This window comes from Roseomonas sp. TAS13 (assembly GCF_001950415.1).
In the GTDB taxonomy this organism is placed as follows: Bacteria; Pseudomonadota; Alphaproteobacteria; order Acetobacterales; family Acetobacteraceae; genus Roseomonas; species Roseomonas mucosa.
This window is the reverse complement of record NZ_BDLP01000009.1, coordinates 12,411-34,351: the sequence shown is the minus strand read 5'-3', so window position 1 is coordinate 34,351 and position 21,941 is coordinate 12,411. Positions and strand designations below refer to the sequence as shown.

General features: G+C 70.5%; 24 protein-coding genes and 1 tRNA gene. 4 read left to right on the top strand and 21 right to left on the bottom strand.

All coding sequences use genetic code 11. The features are described from left to right. Positions 1-1,051: methylenetetrahydrofolate reductase [NAD(P)H] (metF, locus tag ROTAS13_RS01810; RefSeq protein WP_253187618.1), on the bottom strand; the 1,051-nt coding region annotated here is incomplete at its 3' end. Positions 1,052-1,243: 192 nt separating this feature from the next. On the opposite strand from metF, the gene ROTAS13_RS01805 reads away from it, so the two are divergent. Further along, the gene (locus tag ROTAS13_RS01805; protein WP_019459438.1) at positions 1,244-2,101 is read left to right on the top strand and encodes a VacJ family lipoprotein; all 858 of its coding nucleotides are present in this window, start codon (positions 1,244-1,246) and stop codon (positions 2,099-2,101) included. A 301-nt stretch (positions 2,102-2,402) separates the two neighbouring features. Continuing rightward, positions 2,403-3,032, top strand: coding sequence for a phospholipid-binding protein MlaC (locus ROTAS13_RS01800; RefSeq protein ID WP_019459439.1), 630 nt, complete (start codon positions 2,403-2,405; stop codon positions 3,030-3,032). Positions 3,033-3,132: 100 nt separating this feature from the next. On the opposite strand, the gene ROTAS13_RS01795 is transcribed toward ROTAS13_RS01800, so the two are convergent. The 14 genes from ROTAS13_RS01795 to ROTAS13_RS01730 form a co-directional block, all read right to left on the bottom strand. Further along, entirely contained in the window at positions 3,133-3,348 is a 216-nt protein-coding gene (locus ROTAS13_RS01795) for a hypothetical protein (RefSeq protein ID WP_058389708.1), read from the bottom strand. Between the two features lie 143 nt (positions 3,349-3,491). Next, positions 3,492-4,037 (bottom strand): GNAT family N-acetyltransferase, encoded by a 546-nt coding sequence (locus ROTAS13_RS01790; RefSeq protein ID WP_019459441.1) that lies wholly within the window; start codon positions 4,035-4,037, stop codon positions 3,492-3,494. A 102-nt stretch (positions 4,038-4,139) separates the two neighbouring features. Beyond that, positions 4,140-5,819, bottom strand: coding sequence for an energy-dependent translational throttle protein EttA (ettA, locus tag ROTAS13_RS01785; RefSeq protein WP_075821381.1), 1,680 nt, complete (start codon positions 5,817-5,819; stop codon positions 4,140-4,142). Between the two features lie 109 nt (positions 5,820-5,928). Next, positions 5,929-6,249 (bottom strand): HNH endonuclease, encoded by a 321-nt coding sequence (locus ROTAS13_RS01780; RefSeq protein WP_226946036.1) that lies wholly within the window; start codon positions 6,247-6,249, stop codon positions 5,929-5,931. Positions 6,250-6,594: 345 nt separating this feature from the next. Further along, complete coding sequence (locus tag ROTAS13_RS01775) at positions 6,595-6,816, bottom strand: hypothetical protein (RefSeq protein WP_126281947.1); 222 nt, start codon at positions 6,814-6,816, stop codon at positions 6,595-6,597. 167 nt (positions 6,817-6,983) lie between these two features. Continuing rightward, positions 6,984-7,436 carry a hypothetical protein gene (locus ROTAS13_RS01770; protein ID WP_075821378.1) on the bottom strand — a complete coding sequence of 151 codons (453 nt, stop codon included), beginning with the start codon at positions 7,434-7,436 and terminating at the stop codon, positions 6,984-6,986. 169 nt (positions 7,437-7,605) lie between these two features. Further along, the gene (locus ROTAS13_RS01765) at positions 7,606-8,274 is read right to left on the bottom strand and encodes an RraA family protein (RefSeq protein ID WP_019459446.1); all 669 of its coding nucleotides are present in this window, start codon (positions 8,272-8,274) and stop codon (positions 7,606-7,608) included. 7 nt (positions 8,275-8,281) lie between these two features. Continuing rightward, on the bottom strand, positions 8,282-9,082 hold the full coding sequence (locus ROTAS13_RS01760; protein ID WP_075821377.1) for an ABC transporter permease: 801 nt from the start codon (positions 9,080-9,082) through the stop codon (positions 8,282-8,284). Further along, positions 9,079-9,936 (bottom strand): ABC transporter permease, encoded by an 858-nt coding sequence (locus tag ROTAS13_RS01755; RefSeq protein ID WP_075821376.1) that lies wholly within the window; start codon positions 9,934-9,936, stop codon positions 9,079-9,081. Before ROTAS13_RS01755 ends, ROTAS13_RS01760 begins: the two co-directional genes overlap by 4 nt. Next, a complete protein-coding gene (locus ROTAS13_RS01750; RefSeq protein ID WP_075821375.1) occupies positions 9,933-10,994 on the bottom strand; it encodes an ABC transporter ATP-binding protein in 1,062 nt (353 codons plus the stop codon). The genes ROTAS13_RS01755 and ROTAS13_RS01750 overlap by 4 nt, the downstream gene beginning before the upstream one ends. Continuing rightward, entirely contained in the window at positions 10,994-12,076 is a 1,083-nt protein-coding gene (locus ROTAS13_RS01745) for an extracellular solute-binding protein (protein ID WP_019459450.1), read from the bottom strand. The genes ROTAS13_RS01750 and ROTAS13_RS01745 overlap by 1 nt, the downstream gene beginning before the upstream one ends. 127 nt (positions 12,077-12,203) lie before the next feature. Further along, positions 12,204-12,950, bottom strand: a complete 747-nt coding sequence (locus ROTAS13_RS01740; RefSeq protein WP_058389713.1) for a sulfite exporter TauE/SafE family protein — start codon at positions 12,948-12,950, stop codon at positions 12,204-12,206. A 52-nt stretch (positions 12,951-13,002) separates the two neighbouring features. Then, a tRNA-Ile gene (locus tag ROTAS13_RS01735) sits at positions 13,003-13,075 on the bottom strand. A gap of 14 nt (positions 13,076-13,089) precedes the next feature. Next, positions 13,090-14,352: a homoserine O-acetyltransferase gene (locus ROTAS13_RS01730; protein WP_075821374.1), complete on the bottom strand. Its 1,263-nt coding sequence runs from the start codon at positions 14,350-14,352 to the stop codon at positions 13,090-13,092. A gap of 198 nt (positions 14,353-14,550) precedes the next feature. Between ROTAS13_RS01730 and ppa the strand changes: the two genes are divergently transcribed. Together ppa and argC are read left to right on the top strand one after the other, a co-directional pair. Then, a complete protein-coding gene (gene ppa, locus ROTAS13_RS01725) occupies positions 14,551-15,081 on the top strand; it encodes an inorganic diphosphatase (protein WP_019459453.1) in 531 nt (176 codons plus the stop codon). Between the two features lie 412 nt (positions 15,082-15,493). Next, a complete protein-coding gene (gene argC / locus ROTAS13_RS01720) occupies positions 15,494-16,471 on the top strand; it encodes an N-acetyl-gamma-glutamyl-phosphate reductase (protein ID WP_019459454.1) in 978 nt (325 codons plus the stop codon). A 219-nt stretch (positions 16,472-16,690) separates the two neighbouring features. On the opposite strand, the gene ROTAS13_RS01715 is transcribed toward argC, so the two are convergent. From ROTAS13_RS01715 to ROTAS13_RS01690, 6 genes are all read right to left on the bottom strand, one after another. Next, positions 16,691-18,040: an SLC13 family permease gene (locus ROTAS13_RS01715; RefSeq protein WP_019459455.1), complete on the bottom strand. Its 1,350-nt coding sequence runs from the start codon at positions 18,038-18,040 to the stop codon at positions 16,691-16,693. Positions 18,041-18,427: 387 nt separating this feature from the next. Next, entirely contained in the window at positions 18,428-19,996 is a 1,569-nt protein-coding gene (locus tag ROTAS13_RS01710) for a GMC family oxidoreductase (protein WP_075821373.1), read from the bottom strand. A 19-nt stretch (positions 19,997-20,015) separates the two neighbouring features. Then, the gene (locus ROTAS13_RS01705; protein WP_019459457.1) at positions 20,016-20,564 is read right to left on the bottom strand and encodes a hypothetical protein; all 549 of its coding nucleotides are present in this window, start codon (positions 20,562-20,564) and stop codon (positions 20,016-20,018) included. A gap of 58 nt (positions 20,565-20,622) precedes the next feature. Then, positions 20,623-21,018: a VOC family protein gene (locus ROTAS13_RS01700; RefSeq protein WP_019459458.1), complete on the bottom strand. Its 396-nt coding sequence runs from the start codon at positions 21,016-21,018 to the stop codon at positions 20,623-20,625. Continuing rightward, positions 21,018-21,470: a cytochrome c family protein gene (locus ROTAS13_RS01695; RefSeq protein ID WP_216348570.1), complete on the bottom strand. Its 453-nt coding sequence runs from the start codon at positions 21,468-21,470 to the stop codon at positions 21,018-21,020. Before ROTAS13_RS01695 ends, ROTAS13_RS01700 begins: the two co-directional genes overlap by 1 nt. 43 nt (positions 21,471-21,513) lie before the next feature. Further along, positions 21,514-21,828, bottom strand: coding sequence for a ribbon-helix-helix domain-containing protein (locus ROTAS13_RS01690; protein ID WP_019459460.1), 315 nt, complete (start codon positions 21,826-21,828; stop codon positions 21,514-21,516). Between the last annotated feature and the right edge of the window lie 113 nt (positions 21,829-21,941).

Below are 21,941 nucleotides of genomic sequence, written 5' to 3'. Positions count from 1 at the left end.
GCCGGCTGGCCGCCTCGGCCTTGCCTTCCTCCTCCACGCCGGATTCGCTCGCCGGATCGGCGGGGCGGGACGGGCGCACACCCAGGATATGGGCGATGGCATAGGTCAGGTCGGGCCGGTTCAGCGTGTAGAAATGGAACTCGTCCACGCCATTGGCCTGCAACAGCCGCACCTGCTCCGCCGCCACCACGGCGGCCACCATGCGGCGGGTCTCGGCGTCGTCGTCCAACCCCTCGAACAGCGCCGCCATCCAGTCCGGCACCGAGGCGCCGATCCGGGCGGAGAAGTTCCGCATCTGGTTGAAGTTCGAGACGGGCATGATGCCCGGCACGATCGGCACGGAGATGCCCGCCGCCAGCGCCCGGTCGATGAAGCGCAGGAAGGTCTCGGTGTCGAAGAAGTACTGGGTGATCGCCCGGGTCGCCCCCGCGTCGATCTTGCGCTTCAGGTTGTCGAGGTCGGCCTCGGCGGAACGTGCCGAGGGATGCGTTTCCGGATAGGCCGCCACCGAGATCTCGAAGGGCGCGACCCGCCGCAGCCCCTCCACCAGATCCGCCGCATAGGCATAGCCCTGCGGATGCGGCACGTAGTCCGGAGCCCCGGCCGGCGGGTCGCCGCGCAGGGCCACGATGTGCCGCACCCCGGCATCCCAGTACTGCCGCGCCACGTCGTCCACCTCGCCGCAGGAGGCCCCGACGCAGGTCAGGTGCGCCGCGGGCGTCAGCGCGGTCTCGCGCACGAGTCGCGACACGGTGGCGTGGGTGCGCGCCTGGGTGGTGCCGCCCGCGCCATAGGTGACGGAGACGAAGCGGGGCGCCAGTGGCTCCAGCCGCCGGATGCAGGCCCAGAGCTGGTTCTCCAGCGCCTCCGTGCGCGGCGGAAAGAACTCGAAGGACAAGGCCGGAGCCGGCAGGGCGGCCGGGGCCGGCAACGCGCCGAAGCGTGGCCCGGTCAGCCAGCGGCCCAACGGGTTGGCGCCCGGATGGATGCCGGGATCATGGCCTGGGCTGGCACCGGAAGCGCCGGCACCGGGGGTCGCGACATGGTTCATGCGCCTCCTCATAGCCTGTCCGTTCCCGGGTGGCACCGTCTCCTTTTTGGTTCCACCCGTTTTTCGGCGGGACATCGCCGGCCGGACCCGCCATCCTGTCGCGATATCTTGTCCGGGCCGCAGTTCGTCCTTTCGCCGTCCCGGTGGTAAGGCGAATCATCAATGATGTCTCATCGGAGCCTGTCCGAAACAATGCGTTCCTTCCGCCTTCTGGCCATTACGCTGGTGCTGGGCATGAGCGCCTGCGCCACGCGCCCCGATCCGTCCGACCCGGAGGCGGTCGCCGAATTCCAGCAAACCAACGACCCGATCGAGCCGTTCAACCGCGCCATGTTCGACGTGCACCAGGGCATCGACAAATACGCCCTGCGCCCCGCCGCCCTGGGCTACCGCGCCGTGCTGCCGCAGCCGGTGCGCGACGGCGTCCACAACGCCATCGGCAACCTGAAGGCGCCGGTCATCTTCATCAACGACGTGATCCAGGGCGAGGTCGGCCGCGCCCGCGACACGCTGACCCGCTTCATGCTGAACAGCACGGTCGGGCTGGGCGGCCTCTTCGATGTCGCCGCCAGCATGGGCCTGCCCGCGCATGACGCCGATTTCGGCATCACTGCCGGCAAGGCCGGGGTCGGCGAGGGCCCCTACCTCTTCATTCCGCTGCTCGGTCCCTCCAATCCGCGCGACCTGACCGGCTATGGCGCCGGCATCGCCGCCAACCCCTTCACCTATCTCACCTTCGGCAGCGACGGCCTGAACTACGCCTATGACTACGGCGTGCCGGTGCTGGGCGGGCTCGACACCCGCGAAAGGCTGATCGACACCATCGACGCGATCAACCGGACCAGCCTCGACCCCTACGCCACCTACCGCTCCGGCTACCGCCAGCAGCGCAACGCGCAGATCGCCAGCACCGGCGCCGCCCCTGCCCCGGGCCCCGCCAACCCGACCGCCGCCAGCACGGGCATCGGCGTCGGCACCCGCATCCCCGGCGCCGCGCCGAGCCTGGACAGGCGGCAGCCGGCGCCGCCTTCCCGCCTGCCCACGAACTGAGGCCGGAACTCCCGGCGAAGCACCAGGGGCCGGGGCTCATCGGGCCACCTCTTCCCTCTCCGGGGCCTCCCCCGGAGGCCCCCTCTGGAAGAACGCGCCGAGGGATGGCAAACCCGTGACCCGATAGCCGCTTTACCCAGGAATCCGGGCAGGCGGCCCGGACCGCGTCAACCTGAGGGTTGGCCGGCCCGGACCGCACGGCCGTCCGGGACACCGGCGCCGGCAACCCCGGGGACCAGCCCCTGGCCTGGACCCCCCCTCCGGCCGACAGAGAATTGCGGAAGACGATATGACAAGCCCCATGACCCGACGCCCGCTGCTCCTGGCCGCCCTGGCCCTGCCCGCCGCGCTGGCCCTCCGCCACCCGGCCCTGGCCCAGACCGTGGACCCGGGCCGCGCCACCGCCTTCATCCAGAGCACCGGGCAGGAGCTGGTGGCGGCGATCAACGCCAATACCCCAGTGGCACAGCGCCGCCAGCAGGTGGCTGGCGTCCTGCGTCGCTCCGTGGACATCCAGGGCGTCGGCCGCTTCATCCTGGGCCGCTGGTGGCGCCAGGCCAGCCCGGCCGAGCAACAGGAATACATGCGCCTCTTCGAGGAGACGCTGATCCGCAACCTGTCCGCCCGTTTCGGCGAGTATCAGGGCGTCCGCTTCTCGCTGGGCCGCGCGCAGCAGCGCACCGAGGACGACGTGCTGGTGAACACCATTATCGAACGCCCCAGCACCGCGCCCTTCACCCTCGACTGGCGGGTCAGCGATGTCGGCGGGCAGCCGAAGATCGTGGACGTCATCGCGGAAGGGGCCTCCCTGCGCCTGACGCAGCGGTCCGAGTACTCCTCGGTCATCAGCCGCAACGGCGGTCGCGTCGCCGCCCTGCTGGATGCCATGAAGCAGCAGATCGCCCAGCTCCAGGCCCAGGAAGGGCGCTGAGGCAGGCCGACTTCCGGCCGGGGAAGGCCATGGCCCTCCCCGGCCGCGTCAGATTTTGTCGGAAAGGCTCAATCTTCCGGCTTCCGGGTGGAAGCCCGGTTCAGCGGATCGCGCCTGTCCCCGGCCCGCCGCGCGCCTGGGAGCCGCTGCTGCTGTCGTCACGCGGCGTGGCGCCCGGCATTGCCTGCGTCGTCGGGTTGAAGTTGTTGTTCAGGCTGTCCCGCGGGGATCGGTCGGCCTGCGGCATCGGGCGGTCGGGGCCGCTACAGGCGGCGAGCGAAATCAGGCAACCCGCGATCACCAAAGGCTTGTACATCCTCGTCTCCTAAGGGGAGCAGGGGAATGCCGGCCCCGGCGGCCGGCCCGTCGCTCCGTTCGCTAAGCGATCCGAACGGCGTCTTCGCCATGTCACAAGCGCGTGTTCACGTGGCAACGGGCACGGCCTGGGGCGTCGGGGGCTCAGACCGGCTTCTGCTCGCCCCTCCGGCGGCTCTCATAGACCATCATCCGGTGGCCCTTGTTCATGAAGCTGTCCGCCGGGACCATGCCGATATCCGCCAGTACGGCGCGCGAGCCCTGGTTGGTTTCCCGCGCCACGGCGATGATCCGCTCCAGTCCCGCCCGATGCCCGAAGGCCAGGGCGGCGGCGGCGGCCTCCCGCGCATAGCCGTGGCCGCGGCATTCCGGCCAGAGCGCGAAGCGCAGCGCCACGCCACGCCCGTCCGGCCTCTCCATCAGCCCGGCGATGCCGAGGAAGGCCTCGTCCTCCTGCCGGTGGACACACCAGGTGCCGTAGCCGCGCACGGTCCAGAAGTCGATGTCGTCCTCCATCTCCTCCCGCGCGCGCTCCGGGCTTCGTACGCCGTGCAGCATGATGGCGAAGACCCGCTCATCTGCCTTGAGCGCGGTCAGCTCGGGCAGGTTCTCCCAGCCAACGGGCAGGAGCAGGAGGCGCGGCGTCCGGACCAGCCGGGACAGCCGCAGGGAATCGGAGGAATGGAACATTGTGGACGTGACACCAGGGGGCCGGCTCCGCCATCCCACCCCTGACCGGGGGCAAGGCGGCGGGCTCACCGGAAGGAGGACGGGAACCCGTCCCCCACGCGCTCAGCGCGTGAGGGGCCGGTACTTGATCCGGTGCGGCTCGTCGGCCGCGGCGCCCATACGTCGCTTCTTGTCGGCCTCATAGGCCTGGTAGTTGCCCTCGAACCACTCCACGTGGCTGTCGCCCTCGAAGGCCAGGATGTGGGTGGCCAGCCGGTCCAGGAACCAGCGGTCGTGCGAGATGATCACCGCGCAGCCCGCGAAGTCCTGCAGCGCCTCTTCCAGGGCGCGGAGCGTGTCCACGTCCAGGTCGTTGGTCGGCTCATCCAGCAGCAGCACGTTGTGCGGGTTCTTCAGCATCTTCGCCAGATGCACCCGGTTCCGCTCGCCGCCCGACAGCACGCCCACCGGCTTCTGCTGGTCGCCGCCCTTGAAGTTGAAGGCGGCGCAATAGGCGCGCGAGGGCACGGACCGCTTGCCCATGGTGATCATGTCCTGTCCGTCGGAGATTTCCTGCCAGACGGTGCGCTTGTCATCCAGGCTGTCGCGGCTCTGGTCCACATAGCCGAGCTGCACGGACTCGCCGACGATCATCCTGCCGGAATCCGGCTGGTCCACGCCGGTGATCATCTTGAACAGCGTGGTCTTGCCGGCGCCGTTCGGGCCGATCACGCCGACGATGCCGCCGGGCGGCAGCTTGAAGCTCAGGTCGTCGATCAGCAGCCGGTTGCCGAAGCCCTTGCGGATTTCCTCGGCCACGATGACCGTGTTGCCCAGGCGGGGCGCGGGCGGGATCTGGATCTCGGTCGGGTCGGGCGCCTTGTCCTGGCTCTTGAGCAGCAGCTCCTCATAGGCCTGGATGCGCGCCTTGCTCTTGGCCTGGCGGGCGGAGGGGCTGCGCCCGATCCATTCCTGCTCCTCGGCCAGTTGCCGCTGACGCGTGCTCTCCTCCTTCTCCTCCTGCTTCAGCCGCTTGCGCTTGGCCTCCAGATAGGAGGAGTAGTTGCCCTGGTACGGGATGCCGCGGCCGCGATCGACCTCCAGGATCCAGTTGGTCACGTTGTCCAGGAAGTAGCGGTCGTGGGTCACCACCAGCACCGCGCCCGGATACTCGCGCAACGTCTTTTCCAGCCAGCTCACGCTCTCGGCGTCCAGGTGGTTGGTTGGCTCGTCGAGCAGCAGCAGCTCCGGCTTCTCCAGCAGCAGCTTGCACAGCGCCACGCGCCGCCGCTCGCCGCCCGAGAGATTGGTCACCGGGCTGTCGAAGGGCGGGCAGCGCAGCGCGTCGAGCGCGATCTCGACGGTGCGGTCGATCTCCCAGCCATTGGCGGCGTCGATGCGCTCCTGCAGCTCGGCCTGCTCGGCCAGCAGGGTGTTCATCTCGTCTTCCGTCATCTCCTCGGCGAACTTCATCGAGATCTCGTTGAAGCGCGCGAGGTCGGCCTGCACCGCGGCGAAGGCGCCCATGACGTTCTCGCCCACGGTCTTGTCGGGGTCGAGATGAGGCTCCTGGCTCAGATAGCCTACACGGACGCCCTCGGCCGCCCAGGCCTCGCCGCCATATTCCTTGTCCTGCCCCGACATGATGCGCATCAGCGTGGACTTGCCGGCACCGTTCGGGCCCAGCACGCCGATCTTGGCATCGGGCAGGAAGCTCAGCGTGATGCCCTTGAAGACCTCGCGCCCGCCCGGATAGGACTTGGTGAGATCCTTCATCACATAGACATACTGGTAGGCGGCCATGGCGCGGTCTTTCAGGCAGAACGTGGAAGGATTTACGGCCGGTTCTACCGGCTCGGCCCCGCAGCGTCGAGCATCGGCATCGTTGCCGCGGGTCCGGAATGGGGCTGCTTCAGCGCCGCCGCCCGCTGCGGCAGGGATCGCCACCTCGGCCGGCTCCCCGCGGAATGCGGGTGGGCGCGTGGAAATCCGGCGGCCGTCCTGCGATCCAGCGCAGGAAATCCGCCAGCCGCGCCTCACCCCGCAGCGCCTTCGGATCGGAGAAGTGCCGCGCCAGCTCCGCCTCGCTGAAGCGGGCATGGATGGCGCTGTGGCAAATCTGGTGCAGCCGTACCGTCCCCTTGTGCGTGCCGCCCTTGAGGCGGGGGATCAGGTGATGGCGGCTGGAGCGCGCATGGACCGGGATCGGCCGCAGGCACAGGGCACAGACCATCTCCTCCCCCAAGGCCGGGCCGGGTGGCGGGTGCTGTCGTTCCGGGGGGTCAGGGCGTCGCGTGCGTCGTGACACCGGCGTCATATGGGGCGTTTGCCGCGCGCCGGAAGACGGCGTGCCATGCCCGGGCCGCGTGGCACGGTCCCGGCGCGCAGGCCGGTTGCCCGGAAGCCCTGCTTCCCGGCGCGGTCCGGCGGCAGCGGGCGCCAGCGAAAGCAGCTCCAGGGCGCATGGCGCCCGGGCGGGGTGGGGCACGGGGGCGAGGCGGAACCTTGCCCCCAAGTCCCGGAAGGGTAACGCCGCCTCCGACAAGCGAAGGTCGGAGGTAGGGTTGCCCCTTCGGGATCAGCCGTTGCTCGCGGCGGGCTTGGCCGCATGGTGCCGCGTGGTGCGGCTGCGCTGGGTGCGATGGGCGGCGGACTTGTGCTTCGCTCCCGTTGCGGGGCTGGCAGCGGGCGCTGTCACCGTGGCGGGTGCATTGCTGTCGCTGGACTGCGCGAAGGCCGGCACGGAGACCGTGACGAGGCCAGCGGCCGCCAGAGCCAGGAACATGTGACGTAGAGACATGAGAGGTCTTCCCTGAGATTCTCCGGCTCCCCCGGCCGGATGGCGGAACGGAACCACGAAAACCCGACGCCCTGCGTGAAGCCTTGGAAAGCCCGTCTCCATGCCGCATGCACGAGGAAGCGGAAGGGATTGACACCATCCCCTCCGCTTCCGTTCGCGAGAGTGCCTCAGCGGCTGTTGGTGGTGCCCAGTGCGCGGCTCGCCGCCGTCCCCGAGGGATTGCTCGGCGTGCCGTCGGACTGTGAAGGATAGGCGCCCGAGGTATTGGTCCCGGCGGCCCGGTCCACCGCCCGGCTGGCGGCGGTGCCCGGCGGGTTGCTGGAATGCCGCCTGGCGCTGCTGCCGGTGGCGTGGTGGCGGCTTCGCTGCGTCGTCGTGCCGTCCGTGGCGCGCTTGGCGGCCCGGCTGGCCGCCGTCCCCGAGGGATTGCCGGGCTTGCCGTCGGACTGGGACGGATAGGCGCCCGAGGTATTGGTGCCGGCGGCCCGGTCCACCGCCCGGCTGGCGGCGGTGCCCGGCGGATTGCCAGGGGTGCCGTCCGCTGTCTGTGCGAAGGCTGGCGCGGCAGCCGAGACCAGCCCGGCCGCGGCCAGACCCAGGATTGCGTTGCGCAGGAACATGGCTGAACTCCCTCATCTCGCCGGCTGATCGCGGCCGGTATCAAGACAGGAAGCTCTCACGCCGTGAGACAGTTTCGTGAGGGCTTGGAAAGATCGCCGCCTGCAAGGGGCAGGAGGCTGGTTCCCTCCTGCCCTGCCCGGAGAAGACACCGGGCGGGGCCGGAAAGGTTCAGCCCAGCCCAGCCAGCACCTTGGCCGTGGCGCCACTGATCTCGCCGAGCTTCTCGCCCGCCGCGACCCGCGCCTGGGTCTTCATGCCACGCTCCTGCCGGGTGATCGCCTCACGCGCCTCGGCCTCCGCCTCGGCGGGCGGCAGCACCAGCACGCCGGACTCGTCGCAGAGCACCGCATCGCCCGGCATCACCACCACGCCGCCCATCGAGACCGGCACGTTCAGCCGGCCGCCCAGGTCGTAGATCCGCGTGGTGATCGGCGCCTGCCCCCGGCACCACATCGGGAAATCGGAGGCCTCCACCTCCTCCAGGTCGGTGCAGGGCCCGTCCACCACGCCGGCCTTCGCACCCGCCGCCTTGGCCGCCACGGTCACGCCGCCGCCCCAGCAGGCGTGGCGCACATCGCCCAGCCGGTCCACCACCAGGATGTCGCCCGGGCGCAGCAGGCCCAGCGCATGGTGCAGCAGGGTGGAATCCGGCCCCGGGATCTGTACCGTCACCGCCGTACCGGCCACCCGCCTGTGGCGCAGCAGCGGCTGCACGCCCCGGTCCACGAAGCCCCAGTGGCGCCAGTGGCCCACCGTGGCGGTCTCCGTCTGCTCCAGCAGCGCGATCACCTCGGCGCTGATTTGCGGCGCGCTCTTCTCCACGACGTATTTCGGCATTCTCACCTCACTCCTTCGCAAGCGCGCGCTGGAAACCCACCAGCCGCTCCACCAACAGGACTACCGCGAGCGCCACAACGATCAGCGCCATGGCCAGGGCCGCCACAAGGGGGTCGGACCGGCTTTCGGTGTACTGGAACATCGCCACCGGCAGGGTCGTCAGGCGCGGCCCCGCCAGGAACAGGCTGATCACCGTCTCGTCGAAGGAGACCAGGAAGGCCAGCGCCCCCGCCGCCACGGCCCCGGGCGTCGCGATCGGCAGGGTGATGCGCAGCGCCGCGCGCAGCGGCGTGGCGCCCAGCGTCCAGGCGGCCTCCTCCACGTCGCGCGGCACGGCGGCAAAGGCCTGCACCATGATCCTCACGGCGAAGGGGATGGCCACGAGACTGTGCCCCAGCGCCAGCCCCGGCCAGGTCGCGATCAGCCGCATCGGCTGAAGGGCCACCATCAACCCCAGCCCCAGCACCAGCGTCGGCAGCAGCAGCGGCGCCGCCAGCAGGCCGGCCACCACCCCCTTCCCGGGGAAGTCCAGCCGCGTCAGCGCATAGGCCGCCGGCCCGCCCACCACCAGCGCCAGCGCCGCGACGATCAGCCCCAGGATCAGGCTGGTGCCGAGCGCGCCCATCAGCGCCCCGTTGGCCAGCAGCGCCTCGTACCAGCGCAGGGAGAAGCCCGGCGGCGGAAAGGTCAGGTAGTTGCCGGCGCTGAAGGACACCACCAGCACCACCACGGCCGGGCTGAGCAGCAGCAGGTAGCCGCACAGCGCGAAGAACCGTAGCAGCGGCCCCGCCTCCGTCACCGGTCTCATGCCGCGTTCTCCCCCTGTTGCCCCCGGGGCCGCGCCACGCCGGTCAGCACTCCGCGCAGCAGCATCACCACCAGCAGAGCCAGCAGCAGCAGCATCGCCAGCACCGCCGCCACCGGCCAATCCACCGTGGTCAGGGCTTGGTCGTAGATCTCGGTCGCCACGGTGAAGACCCGCCCGCCGCCCATCAGCCGCGGCGTGATGAAGGCGGAGATGCCCAGCACCAGCCCGAGCAGGAAGGCCCCGCCCAGTGCCGGCGCCGCCAGCGGCAGCGTCACCCGCAGGAAGGTGCGGGTCCGCCCAGCCCCCAGCGTCGCGGCGGCTTCCTCCAGCCGGGGATCGAGCCGCCCCAGCCCGGCGATCAGCACCAGCACCGCATAGGGCATCAGGCTTTCCACCAGCCCGATCCAGACACCGGTCCAGTTGTTGATCAGCGGCACCGGGCCGCCGGTCAGGCCGAGCCAGCCCAGCACCACGTTGATCAGCCCGAGATCGCCCAGGATCGCCCGCCAGCCCACCACCCGCGCGGTGCCCGAGATCAGCAGCGGCGAGACCGCCATCAGCGCCAGCGGCGCCCGCCAGCGGGGCGAGGCACGGCGGATCAGCAGCACCACCGGCAGGGCCAGCGCCGCGGCGATGGCCGCGGCCCCGGCGGACAGCACCAGCGTGTCCCAGGCGAGCCCCCAGTAGTACGGGTCCCCCGCGACCTTGGCATAGGTCTCCGTGGTGAGCGCCGTCTCCATCGCCCCGGTCTCGGCGGTGCGGTTCAGGCTGATGCGGAAGAGGCCCAGCATCGGCCAGAGGAAGGCCAGCGCCAGCACCAGCAGGGCCGGTGCGCTCAGCAGCCAGCCGATCACGCCGGGAACACCCGCAGGTCCTCCGGCCGCAGCGCGAGGCGCACCGCATCCCCCACCCGCAGCGCGGCGCCGGGATCATAGGCGGGCAGTTCCGCCTGTACTGGCCCGGCCGGGGTCTCCGCCTCCAGCCAGACGATCTCGCCGCTATAGGTCCGGCGCAGCACGTGCCCTTCGAGCAGCACCGCGCCCTCCGGCGTGGGGCCGGCCGGCATCACCCGCACCCGGTGCGGCCGCAGGAAGGCCTCCGCCGCCCCGACCGGGTGCCCCGCCGCCACCGGCAGCGCCATGCCGCCGGCCCGGAACACCCCGCCCGGTTCCACCGCGCCGGACAGCCGCGAGGCCCGCCCGACGAAACCCGCCACGAAGCGCGTCGCCGGGTTCTCGAAGACCTCCTCCGGCGGGGCCATCTGCTCGATCCGCCCGTCCTTCATCACCGCCACGAGGTCGGCCATGGCCAGCGCCTCGCTCTGGTCGTGGGTGACGAAGATGGCGGTGGTGCCGAGACGCTGTTGCAGGGCGCGGATCTCGTCGCGCACCTCCTCCCTCCGCTTGGCGTCCAGCGCCGAGAGCGGCTCGTCCAGCAGCAGCAGATCGGGGCGGATCGCCAGCGCCCGGGCCAGGGCCACGCGCTGCTGCTGCCCGCCCGACATGGCGCGCGGCTTGCGGTCGGCCAGCGCGCCGAGGCCCACCATCTCCAGCGCGCCCCGTGCCTGCGCCAGCCGCTCCGCGCGCCCGACGCCGCGCATCTCCAGGCCGAAACCGGCATTGGCCAGCGCGCTCATGTGCGGGAAAAGGGCATAGGACTGGAACACCACCCCCATGTTGCGCCGGTGCGGCGGCAGGGCGGTGACATCCTGCCCCGCCACCACGACACGGCCGGAATCCGGCTGCTCCAGCCCCGCGATCATGCGCAGGGTCGTGGTCTTGCCGCATCCCGAGGGGCCGAGCAGGGCCAGCAGCGCGCCCTTGGGCAGTTCCAGCGACACGTGGTCCACCGCCAGCGGTCCGCCCGCGCCGAAGCGGCGGGTCAGCCGCTCCAGCACCAGATAGCCCGCCATCAGCGCGTGGCCGCCGTCATCACCTCGCGCCGCCAGCGCTGGTTCCAGTTGTCGCGCAGCTTCACCGCCTCCAGCCAGTCGATCGGCACGATGCGGCTGCGGTATTCCGGCGCCAGGGCGGTGCGGCCGATCGCCTTGGCGTCCTTCTGCGCCTGGAGGTTGGTCGGGCCGTAGAACATGCGGTCGGTGAAGGCGGCCTGTGGCCCGGCGGAAAGGGCATGGCCCAGGAACGCCATGGCCTGCTCCCGGTGTTTGGCCCCCTTCACGATGTTGATCGTGTTGATCTGGAAGGCCGTGCCCTCCTCGGGGATCAACACGCCCAACTTGCCCTTGCTCTGGTCGTGATAGAGCTGCGAGCGCGCGTTCCAGCCGGTGCCGAAGGCGATCTGCCCGCTCAGCACCATGGAATAGGCATCCGGGCTCGGCTGGAAGGTCTGCACGTTCGGCACGATCTGCTTCAGCAGCGGAATGGCGGCGCCGATGTTCTTCCAGTCGCCCGAGGCGCCGTGCGCCAGGATCGCGGTCAGCGCCATGCCCTGGATGTCGGGCGGCGCGCTCAGCGAGGACCGGCCCTTGTATTCCGGCTTGGCGAGATCCATCCAGCGCGCCGGCGCCACCTTGATCGCCTCGGCATCGTAGATCAGTGTCAGGTGGTCGTAGGTCACCGCCGGGCCGCAGCCATTGCCCACCTTGCCCGCCTGCTCGTCCAGTTCCTTCAGCACCGGCAGGGCCTGGGGTGTCAGCGGCTCCACCAGCCCTTCCGCGCAGGCCGCGGCGGCGGTGCTGGCATCCATGATCACCACGTCCACCTGCGGATCTGCTTTCTGCGCCCGCAGGGTGCCCAGCATCTGGGCGGAACCGCCCAGGCCAGGATCGGTATACTGAACCGTGACCCCGCTGGCCTGGGAGAAGGGCTGCACCACCACCTGCGAATAATTGTCCTTGAACACCCCGGCATAGGCGAGGAGCACCATCTCGCCCCCCGGCTTCACGGGGCCCTGCGCCCGGGCTGCGGGCATGGCCGCCAGGGCCGCCAGGCAGAGCGCGAGGGTCAGTCTGGAACTCGAACCGGGCAGGCGCATGAGCTTCTCCAGGGAATCCGCGTCGTGGTCTGCGAGCGTGCCTGCAAGCATCGGACCACGGGCGGGATGCGCAACCCCGTCGTCTCGCAACTGCGTCGGTGCCGGTATACAGGGCAGTGGCAGCGCCCTACCCCCAGAGCGGCAACCCGATCGCCGCCGCCAGGGCGATCAACCCGAAGCAGATCCGCCGGAACAGGGTCTCGCTCGCCCGGCCGAACATGCGGCTGCCGCACCACAGGCCCAGCGCGTAGCCCGGCGCCATCAGCGCCGCCAGCACCAGCACCTCCCCGGTCAGCAGCCCGGCGAGGAGATAGACGGCCATGCTGATGACCCCGCTTGTGGCGAAGAACAGCACGATGTTCGCCCGCACCCTCGCGGCCGGGATCGCGCCGCCGAGCCAGTAGGCCACCACCGGCGGCCCACCCATCTGCGCCAGGCCGGAGAAGAGCCCCGACCCGGCCCCGACGGCCAGCGAGAGCGGCAGGGCCGGGCGGCCGTGATAGCGCCACCCGGAGGCCAGCAGAGCCAGCATCGCCACCGCCAGGGCGCACATGCCCCAGCGCAGCGCCACCGGGTCCATCCGCAGCAGCAGCCAGGCCCCCAGGGGTGCGCCGAGCAGCGCCCCGGCGGTCAGGCAGGCGACCTCCCGCCGTGCCGCCGTGCGCCAGGCGGCCGGAACCAGGGGAAAGGCCGTGGCATTGTCCACCAGGACCAGCAGCGGCGCGGCCAACCTCGGCTCCAGCACCGCACTGGCCAGGGGGATGAAGATCAGGGCCGAGCCGAAGCCGGAGAAGCCGCGCGCCAGCCCGGCCAGCGCGGCGGTGAGCAGCGTGGCCAGCAGCGGCAGGGTGTGCGGCAGTTGGAGCGCGATCACGAAGCCATCCCGTCCCGGCCGGCGGCGCCGTCGCGGCGCGGGCAAAGGCGGATGGGCCGGGCAGGAATCGAACCCGCAACCAAGCCGTTATGAGCGGCCAGCTCTAACCGTTGAGCTACCGGCCCTCCGCGAGGCCGGTTTAAGGGGCTCGCGGCGCCTCGGCAAGAAAGGCCCGGATCGCCTCCTCCGCCCCGGCGATGCCGGTCAGCCACTCGCCATGTCCCTGCGGCCCGTCGAGCGCCTCCAGCCGCACCGGCCGGCCCAGCCCCTTCAGCACGCCCTCCAGTTCCCGCGCATACTCGATCGGGAAGAGCCGGTCCCGCTCCCCCGGCACCAGCAGCCAGGAGGCCTTGCCCTGCGACAGCGCCGCACGCGTGTCGGGGTATTCGTTGAGAAAGAGCTGCATCGCCCGGGTCAGGTAGAGGAAGGAGTTGGCATCGGCGAGCTTTGCCCGCCCCGTGGCGATCTCGGTCAGGTAGGGATCGACCGCCACCGTGTCCGTCATCCTGCGCGCCGGGTCCTGCCCCTCCGCCGCCCGCCCGTCGAAGCGCGACAGCGCCGCCCGGTCCTGGGTCTGCAGCGCGATGATCCGCAGCGCGTCGGTCAGCCCGCGCAACGGCGGCTCGCGCCCCTGGACGTAGTAGTCGCCGTTGCGCCAGTTGGGATCAGCCCGGATCGGCGCCTCCCAGATCTCCATCCAGGCCTGCAGCCAGGCATCCATCCGGCCGATCGGCATCACGGGCATCACCCGGTCCACAAGGGCGGGATAGGCCGCCGCCCATTCGATGGCCTGCATCGCCCCCATCGAGGGTCCGGCCACCAGCGCCAGCCGCTTCACCCCCAGGCTGTCCAGCAGCCCCTTCTGCACCTCCACGAAGTCGCGGATCGACAGCACCGGGAAGCTCATCCCGTAGGGCCGCCCGGTGGAGGGATCGACGCTGGCGGGCCCGGTGCTGGTGGTGCGGCTTTCCCGCACATAGAGATTGGCCGGCGTGTCGCTCGCCACCACGAAGAAGCGGTTGGTGTCGATCGGCTTGCCCGGCCCGATGATCGCGTCCCACCAGCCCAGCGGCCCGTTCGCATCGTTGCGGCCGAAGGCCTGGCCATTGGCGACGAAGGGGTGGGTGATCAGCACGGCATTGCCGCCCGCCGCGTCCAGCGTGCCCGCGGTCTGGTAGCCGATGCGCATCCGCCCGACCGTGGCGCCACCGCGCGTGGTGAAGCCCGCGATCTCGAAGTTCTTCCTTTCCACCAGCGCGAGTTCGCCCGCCGGGTCGGAGGAAGCCGGGGCCTGGCCCGGGGCAGCGTTCTGGGCAGCACTCTGGGCCTGGGCCGGCAGGATGCCGCGCAGCGCGGCGGCGAGGCCGAGGAGAAGGGGAGGCAACATGCGGCGCGGCGTCATGACGATTCCTGGATCGCGCGTTCTGGGCGGCGATGCTGCCGCCGCCCCCTTCCCCGCGCAAGCCGCCCGCCGCCGCAATGCGGGCGCCTCGCCAGCCTGTGCGGTGGCGAAGACGGCCCATTGCTGCTAGGGGGGCGGAGACGGTGGACCGGGACCAGCCCCGGCCGCCTCTTGGCTCCATTCCTCGGCAGGACCCGCATGAACGCCAGCAAGATCCCGACCGGCAAGGCACCGCCGCACGACATCAACGTGGTGGTGGAGATCCCCCCGGGCTCGCAGGTGAAGTACGAGCTGGACAAGGACAGCGGCGCCATCGTGGTGGACCGCTTCCTGTTCACGCCCATGGCCTATCCGGCCGCCTATGGCTTCATCCCCGGCACCGTGGCCGATGACGGCGACCCGACCGACGTGCTGGTGCTGACCCCCGCCCCGGTGGTGCCCGGCGCCACCATCCGCGTGCGCCCGATCGGCGTGCTGCTGATGGAGGACGAGGCCGGCCAGGACGAGAAGCTGGTCGCCGTGCCGCACGACAAGATCACCACGCTCTTCACCGAGGTCCAGACGGTGGACGACCTGCCCGTCCTGCTGCGTCAGCAGATCGAGCACTTCTTCACTCGCTACAAGGACCTGGAGCCCGGCAAGTGGGTGAAGGTCACCGGCTGGGGCACCAAGGAACAGGCCCTGGCCCTGGTCGAGCGCGGCATCGCCGCCGCCGGCGAGAGCAAGTAAGGCCCGTTTTCCCGCGGCGCTGCCGGACGGGCCGGCGGACACGCATGGCCCGGACGGTGGTGGAGGGCATGGACACGCCCTCCCGCTCCCGGACCGGCGGGGTCTCTCACGGGCCCGACCCGGTGCGGCCACGCCGAGGATCGCAACATGGCCGCCCTTCGTTGACAGGTGTCCGGACGAGCCCATACCGTAGGCCCCATGGGTGAGTTCCGTCTCCGCACCGCGAGCCGACGCCGTCGCTGCTTTCCAGCGGCGGCTCTCGTGGCTGCGTGCAGACAGGCCCCTCCCCCGGCGAGACTCGCTCCCTAGCGGTCCTCACCCCCGAGGCGGCATCCGCCCGCATCTCCGAACCCCCGCAGCCTCCGGCTCCGGGGGTTTTTCTTTGCCCTCCCTCCAGCAGCAGGACATCAGCATGAGCATTCGCGTCGGTATTGTCGGGATCAGCGGCTTCGGCGGCGGCGAGGCGATGCGCCTGATCGCGGGCCACCCGTCCTTCGAGCTTGTCCATGCCGCGGGCGAGGGCAGCGCGGGCAGCCGGCTGGGAGACCGCTTTCCCGGCGCGCCGGCGAAGCTCGCCGGGATGGTGATCGAGCGCTGGGACCCCGCGGCCCTGCCGGATCTGGACCTGCTCTTCGCCTCGCTGCCCACCGGCAGCTCGGCCGAGGCGCTGGCGCGCGTCCGCCCGGAGGTGAAGATCGTCGATATCGGCGGCGACCACCGCTATGCCGAGGGCTGGGCCTACGGCCTCGCCGATATCTGGCCGGAACGGATCGAGGGACAGCGTCGCGTCGCCAATCCCGGCTGCTTCCCGTCGGCGGTGCTGACCCCGTTGGCACCGCTTCTGGCCGAAGGGCTGGTCGAGCCCGGGCGCATCGTGATCGATGCCAAGACGGGCATCTCCGGTGCGGGGCGGGGCGGCGCCGACAGCCGGTTCGGCTATGCCGAGAGCAACGAGAATCTCGTGCCCTACGGCCTGCTTCGGCACGTCCACATGCCCGAGATGGAGCGGACGATCGAGCGGCTGAGCGGCGGCAGCGCGGCCGGGCTGGTGTTCACGCCGCACCTGGTGCCGATGACCCGCGGCCTGCTCGCCACCCTCTACTGCCGCGGCCGCGTCACCACGGAGCGGTGCCTGGACGCGGCGCGGCGCTTCTATGCCGGACGGGCCTTCGTCCGCGTGACCGACCGGCCGCCGCAGACCAAGTGGGCGACCGGCTCGAACCTCGCCTTTGTCAGCTACGCGGCTGATCCGGAGCGCGAGCTGGTGATCGCGATGGGCGTGGTCGACAATCTCGGCAAGGGCGCGGCCGGACAGGCGGTGCAGAACGCGAACCTGATCTGCGGCCTGCCGGAAACCGCGGGGCTGGAGGGCGCGCCCGTCTGGCCCTGATTCTGTCCGGCCCTGATTCTGTCCGGCCCTGATTTCGCCTGACCCTGGTCCATCTGGCCCCGTTCCCGTCCGGCCTCGACGTGACAGTTCCGCCGGCCACCGGGCCCTGCCGGGGCACATGGCTCCAGCAGGGCCCGGGACATGGCGGGCTCGACGCCCGCCCCGGACTCGCCGGACGCCCCGTGACAGGGTGCCCGGTCCCGCCGCGCGGCGGTTGCCTCAGAACCAGCCGGGCACCACCAGCATCAGCCAGGCCAGGGCAGGCCCGGCGATGATCACTAGGATGCTGTAGGCCAGGAAGCGCTTGTAGACGCTGTCGCGCTCCTCCGGCGGGGCATTCGCCACCACCAGCGCGCCGTTGGTCGAGAAGGGGCTGACATCCACCACGGTGGAGGAGATCGCCAGGGCCGCGATCATGCCTACCGGGCCGATCTCGCCCTGTTGCAGGAACGGCACCGCCAGCGGGATGGTGGCGCCCAGCACCGCGACCGAGGAGGCGAAGGCGGAAACGATGCCGCCCACATAGCAGAGCAGCAGGGCCGCCAGCAGCGGCGCGCCGATGCCGGACACGCCCTGGCCCAGCGAGTCGATGGCGCCAGAGCGCTGCAGCACCGCGATATAGGTGATTACCCCGCCCACCAGCAACACGGCGGACCAGCTGATCTTGTCCACGGCGTTCTTCTGCTCGTTGGGCGAGATCAGGGCGAGCACCACCGCCACCGAGATCGCCACCAGCCCGACATTGAGGTTGAAGGCCAGCGCCCCCACCGCCAGGGCAAGGAGGCCCGCCAGCGTCAGCATCTGCTCCGTCGTCACGCGCTGGCCGCCGGGCACGAGGCGCGAGGGGGCGGTGATCTGCGCAGCCGGGCTGGTGCCGTAGCCCTCGATCTGGAGTTCCGCCGCCGGCCCGTCGCGGCCCAGCGCCGGCTCGGGGCCGGGCTCGGCCCCCGCCCCGGCCTTTTGGCGCAGCAGCCTCAGCCCACCGAAGGCGAAGAAGACGGCGATGGCCACCAGCAGGTTGAAGACAAGGCTGGCCAGGAAGACCACCATCTCGTCGCCGGGAATGCCCGAGCGCGCGACGATCTGGTTGGTGATGCCGCCGTAGATGCTGATCGGCGAGAAGCCGCCGCCCTGGGCGCCGTGGATCACCAGCAGGCCCATCATCAGCGGGTTGATCCCGTACTGCCGCGCGAACTGCAGCGCCACGGGCGCCAGGATCGCCACCGCCGCCGGGCTCACCGCCCCCACCGCCGTCAGGCAGGCCGCCACGGTGAACATGATCCAGGGAATCGCCGCGATGCGGCCGCGCACCATGCGCACGGCGGAATGGACCAGGAAGTCGATGGTCCCGTTCTTCTGCGCGATCGCGAAGAGATAGGTGATGCCGACCAGCGTCACGAAGAGATCGCCGGGAAAGCCCGCGATGATCTGGTCGGCCCGCAGGCCCATGAAGACGGTGCCAACCAGGAAGGCCAGGGCAAAGGCCAGCGCCCCCATGTTGATCGGCAGGACGGTGGCGACGATGAACATCACCACGAGCCCGGCGATGGCGGCGGTCTGCGCGCCCATCGGTCAGGCGCGCCCGTGGGGGGCGGGGTACGCGGACGGCATGACGCCGCCCGCCCGGGATGCGGGTCGGTTGCTCATGGAACACTCCTCCGGCGAGGCCCGGTTCGCCCGGGGCCTTCGTTCATCCTCGCCGTGGTTTCAGGAATGCCCGTCCACGGCGATCCGGAATACTAGATCACGTCCTTGAGCCGTTTCGATATACAAAACTACATTCACCTGCTCATAACGTATAAATTTCTACCCAACAGGCCATCCACTGCATACCGGGCGCGAGCCAGCACGGCAGCCTTGCGCAACGAGAAAGCCCCGCGGGATCGCTCCCGCGGGGCCACACCGCCGGGCCTTCCGGCCCTCTACGGTGCCGGGGAGAGGCCCCCGGCGCTCGCCTTACACCTCGCCGCGCGACATCCGGCTTGTCAGATGCTCCGCCTGGCGGATCGCCAGCGCCACGATGGTCAGCGACGGGTTGCAGGCCGCGCCGCTGGTGAACTGGCTGCCATCCGAGACATACAGGTTCGGCAGGTCGTGCGCCTTGCCGTTGCGGTCCACCACGCCGTCGCGCGGCCTCTCGCTCATCCGGTTGGTGCCCATGTTGTGGGTGGAGGGATAGGCGGTGGTGTGGAACACCCGCGTCGCCCCCACCGCGTCGTAGATCGCGCTGCCCTGACGGTAGCCGTGCTCACGCATCGCGATGTCGTTGGCATGGTCGTCGAAGTTCACCCGCGCCACCGGCAACCCGTGCTTGTCCTTCGCCTTGGGGTCCAGCGTGATGCGGTTGGTTTCCTGCGGCATGTCCTCGCCCACGATCCACATCCCCGCCATCCGGTCATAGCCGTCCAGCGCCGAGGTGAAGCCCCGCCCCCAGCCGCCGGGGTCCAGGAAGGCTGCCATGAAAGGCACGCCGAGCGAGAGCGTCTCCATCTCGTAGCCGCCGACGAAGCCGCGCTCCGGCTTGTGGTGCGCCTCGTCGCGCACGATGCCGGCCATGGTGGTGCCGCGGTACATGTGCACCGGCTTCTCGAACATGCCATAGACGCTGGCGGTCAGGTGCCGCATGTAGTTGCGCCCGACCTGGCCCGAGGAATTGGCCATCCCGTCCGGGAACAGCGAGGACGCGCTGTTGAGCAGCAGGCGCGGGCTCTCGATCGAATTCCCCGCGACGCAGACCACGCGCGCCTTCTGCCGGTGGTGGCTGCCCTGGGCATCGGCATAGATCACGCCGGTCGCCTTGCCCTTCGCATCGTGCTCGATCTTCAGCACCATGCAGTCGGGTCGGACTTCGAGGTTGCCGGTGGCCTCGCCCGCCGGGATCTCGGTGTACAGGGTGGACCACTTGGCGCCCGACTTGCAGCCCTGGAAGCAGAAGCCGATCTGCTGGCAGCTCCCCCGCCCGGCACGCGGCTGGCTGTTGATCGCCATGTTGCCGGTGTGCACTTCCTGGTAGCCGAGCTTCTTCGCGCCCGCCGCCATCACCTTGAAGTTGTTGTTGCCCGGCAGGCGCGGGATGCCGTTGGTGCCGGTCACGCCCATCTTATCCTCGGCCCGGGCGTAGTAGGGCGCCATCTCCGCCAGCGTGATCGGCCAGTCGAGCAGGTTGGCACCGTCCACCTTGCCGTAGGTCGTGCGTGCCTTGAACTCGTAGTCCTGGAAGCGCAGCGAGGCGCCCGCCCAGTGCGTGGTGGTACCGCCCACCGCCTTCACGATCCAGGCCGGCAGGTTCGGGAAGTCCCGCGCCACGCGCCAGGAGCCGGTGGTGGTGCGCATGTCCGTCCAGGCGAGCTGGGCGAAGCTTTCCCACTCGTCGTTGACGAAGTCCTGGATCTCGTAGCGGCTGCCCGCCTCCAGGATCACCACCTTCACGCCCTTCTGCGCCAGCTCGTTGCCGAGCGTGCCACCGCCGGCGCCGGAGCCCACGATCACGACGAGGCTGTCGTCGTTCAGGTCGAAATTCGCCATCTCGAATCCTCCCCGCCGCTCAGGCCGACGGCAGCCAGTCGATGTCGTTGAAGCCGCGGTTGATGTAGCCGCCGTATTCCGCGCTGGAGCCCTCGTAGCCGAGCTTGGTCCAGACGTCCTGCTGGTTGTAGAAGGCGACCACGAGATCGGCGCGCACCTTCTGGAAGAAGGGCGTCCGCTCGATCCCGTAGAGCAGCGGCAGGCGGTCGCGCTCCCAGTTCAGACTCAGATAGTCGTTGCCGCCGTAGCGGATCCTGGAATCCGCATCGAGCCGGTCCACGCCTTCCTCCAGCAGCGTCCGCAGCGCCGCGTCCTTGCCCGCCTTGTCGTCATAGGAGAGCACGGCGCTGGCATAGAGCCGGTCCGGGATGCGGTCGTGCGGATAGATGTCGCGCGCCAGCTTCGCCAGCACCACCAGGGTGCGCGGCCTGAGGTTCCGGGCCTCCGCCGCCCAGCTCGCCTCCGCCGTGAAGAGCGTGGCGGCCACGGCGGCCGCGGGAACCGCCGTGGCCGCGCCGCGCAGGAAGATCCGGCGCGTCGAACGCAGCCGCTTGTCCACTTCCCTCATTCTCGTTCTCCTCCCATCATCGGGGCTGTTGCCGCCCCTGCTCCTCGAAACACTCACATCAGCGGAAGCGGCCTCCCCGCTGCAGCACCTCGATCCGGTAGCCGTCCGGGTCCTGCACGAAGAAGAACCGCGCCAGCGGCCTGCCCTCATGCTTCAGCTCCTTCAGCGGCAGGGGGGAAAGGCCCTCGCGCTCGAAGCGCGCATGCTCGGCCTCCAGATCCTCCACCGAGACGGCGAGATGGCCGTAGCCGTCGCCGAGCTGATAGGGCTCGGCGCGGCCGTCGTTGACCGTCAGCTCCAGCTCGAACTCGCTTTCCGGGTTGCTCAGGTAGATCAGCGTGAAGCCGTCGAAGGCCAGCCGCTCCGCCACCTCCAGCCCGAAGGCGCGGCGATAGAAGTCGAGCGAGCGCGCCTCGTCGCGCACACGGATCATGCTGTGGATGGGCTTGGCCATCAGTTCCCCTCTTTCAGCCAGTCGATGATCGCCCCGCGGATGGCGGGGTTGGCCTGCCGGTACGGCATCACGGAGCCGGGCACGAGCCTGGCGCTGTCCACCAGCCAGGCATCCAACGTGGCGGCGTTCCATTGCAGGTCCGACGCCGCAAGGGCGGGGGAGTAGCGGAAGCCCTCCAGCTTGCCGGCCGTACGGCCGACCACGCCATGCAGGTTCGGTCCCTGCCGGTTCGGCTCGCCGGCCCCGGCCGTGTGGCAGACGCCGCATTGCCGCTTGAACAGCGTCGCGCCGTCCGGCGGCGTCTGGACCTGGGCCTGGGCCTGGGCCTGGGCCTGGGCCTGGGCCTGGGCCTGGGCCTGGGCCTGGGCCTGCCCCGGCACGAGCCCAGGGCCGATGGCCATGGCGGCGGCAATCGAAAGGGCGCCCAGCGCCCGGAAAACCTTGAATCCCATCTTGCCGGCGAGACTAGGCGCCGGCACCGGGGAACGGGTGGTATCAGGCTATAGCGTAGTCGCGCCGGGGATTTTCCCGCGCTCCGTCCCGCTCCAGCCGCCGCTGGCGCAGCCAGAGGGTGCAGGTCACGCGCAGCAGCGAGGCGAAGTTCCCGACCTCTCCGCGCCGTTCCATCACCTCGTCATGCAGGCTGGAAACGAAGCGGCCCACCGTGCTGCCCTCGGAAAGCGCGATCTCTTCCAGGATCTCCCAGAAGGCGGACTCCAGCCGGATGCTGGTGCAATGCCCGCTCAGCCGGACCGCCCGCGTTTCGCAGGCATAGGTGTCCGGCTCCTGGGATGCGTAGAGGTTGCACATGGACGCGGCTCTCCTGCTGGCCCGGGCCCGTTTCCGGCCCTTGGCCGCTCATCCTGCCGCGCCGCGCGGAGGATGCAACAAAGGACATGGTACGGCCGGGCGGGCGGGAGATG

Coding starts and splice junctions, on each gene's coding strand:
- ROTAS13_RS01770 (WP_075821378.1), bottom strand. CDS start 7,436: ATGTTCCTGCGCAACGCAATCCTGGGTCTGGCCGCGGCCGGGCTGGTC.
- ROTAS13_RS01700 (WP_019459458.1), bottom strand. CDS start 21,018: ATGGCCAAGCCCATCCACAGCATGATCCGTGTGCGCGACGAGGCGCGC.
- ROTAS13_RS01705 (WP_019459457.1), bottom strand. CDS start 20,564: ATGAGGGAAGTGGACAAGCGGCTGCGTTCGACGCGCCGGATCTTCCTG.
- ettA (WP_075821381.1), bottom strand. CDS start 5,819: ATGGCCGCCTACCAGTATGTCTATGTGATGAAGGATCTCACCAAGTCC.
- ROTAS13_RS01730 (WP_075821374.1), bottom strand. CDS start 14,352: ATGACGCCGCGCCGCATGTTGCCTCCCCTTCTCCTCGGCCTCGCCGCC.
- ROTAS13_RS01795 (WP_058389708.1), bottom strand. CDS start 3,348: ATGTACAAGCCTTTGGTGATCGCGGGTTGCCTGATTTCGCTCGCCGCC.
- ROTAS13_RS01775 (WP_126281947.1), bottom strand. CDS start 6,816: ATGTCTCTACGTCACATGTTCCTGGCTCTGGCGGCCGCTGGCCTCGTC.
- ROTAS13_RS01710 (WP_075821373.1), bottom strand. CDS start 19,996: ATGGCGAATTTCGACCTGAACGACGACAGCCTCGTCGTGATCGTGGGC.
- ROTAS13_RS01800 (WP_019459439.1), top strand. CDS start 2,403: ATGACCCGACGCCCGCTGCTCCTGGCCGCCCTGGCCCTGCCCGCCGCG.
- ROTAS13_RS01780 (WP_226946036.1), bottom strand. CDS start 6,249: ATGGTCTGTGCCCTGTGCCTGCGGCCGATCCCGGTCCATGCGCGCTCC.
- ROTAS13_RS01690 (WP_019459460.1), bottom strand. CDS start 21,828: ATGTGCAACCTCTACGCATCCCAGGAGCCGGACACCTATGCCTGCGAA.
- argC (WP_019459454.1), top strand. CDS start 15,494: ATGAGCATTCGCGTCGGTATTGTCGGGATCAGCGGCTTCGGCGGCGGC.
- ROTAS13_RS01750 (WP_075821375.1), bottom strand. CDS start 10,994: ATGGCGGGCTATCTGGTGCTGGAGCGGCTGACCCGCCGCTTCGGCGCG.
- ROTAS13_RS01765 (WP_019459446.1), bottom strand. CDS start 8,274: ATGCCGAAATACGTCGTGGAGAAGAGCGCGCCGCAAATCAGCGCCGAG.
- ROTAS13_RS01790 (WP_019459441.1), bottom strand. CDS start 4,037: ATGTTCCATTCCTCCGATTCCCTGCGGCTGTCCCGGCTGGTCCGGACG.
- ROTAS13_RS01715 (WP_019459455.1), bottom strand. CDS start 18,040: ATGGGCGCGCAGACCGCCGCCATCGCCGGGCTCGTGGTGATGTTCATC.
- ROTAS13_RS01760 (WP_075821377.1), bottom strand. CDS start 9,082: ATGAGACCGGTGACGGAGGCGGGGCCGCTGCTACGGTTCTTCGCGCTG.
- ROTAS13_RS01745 (WP_019459450.1), bottom strand. CDS start 12,076: ATGCGCCTGCCCGGTTCGAGTTCCAGACTGACCCTCGCGCTCTGCCTG.
- ROTAS13_RS01695 (WP_216348570.1), bottom strand. CDS start 21,470: ATGGGATTCAAGGTTTTCCGGGCGCTGGGCGCCCTTTCGATTGCCGCC.
- ROTAS13_RS01805 (WP_019459438.1), top strand. CDS start 1,244: ATGCGTTCCTTCCGCCTTCTGGCCATTACGCTGGTGCTGGGCATGAGC.
- ppa (WP_019459453.1), top strand. CDS start 14,551: ATGAACGCCAGCAAGATCCCGACCGGCAAGGCACCGCCGCACGACATC.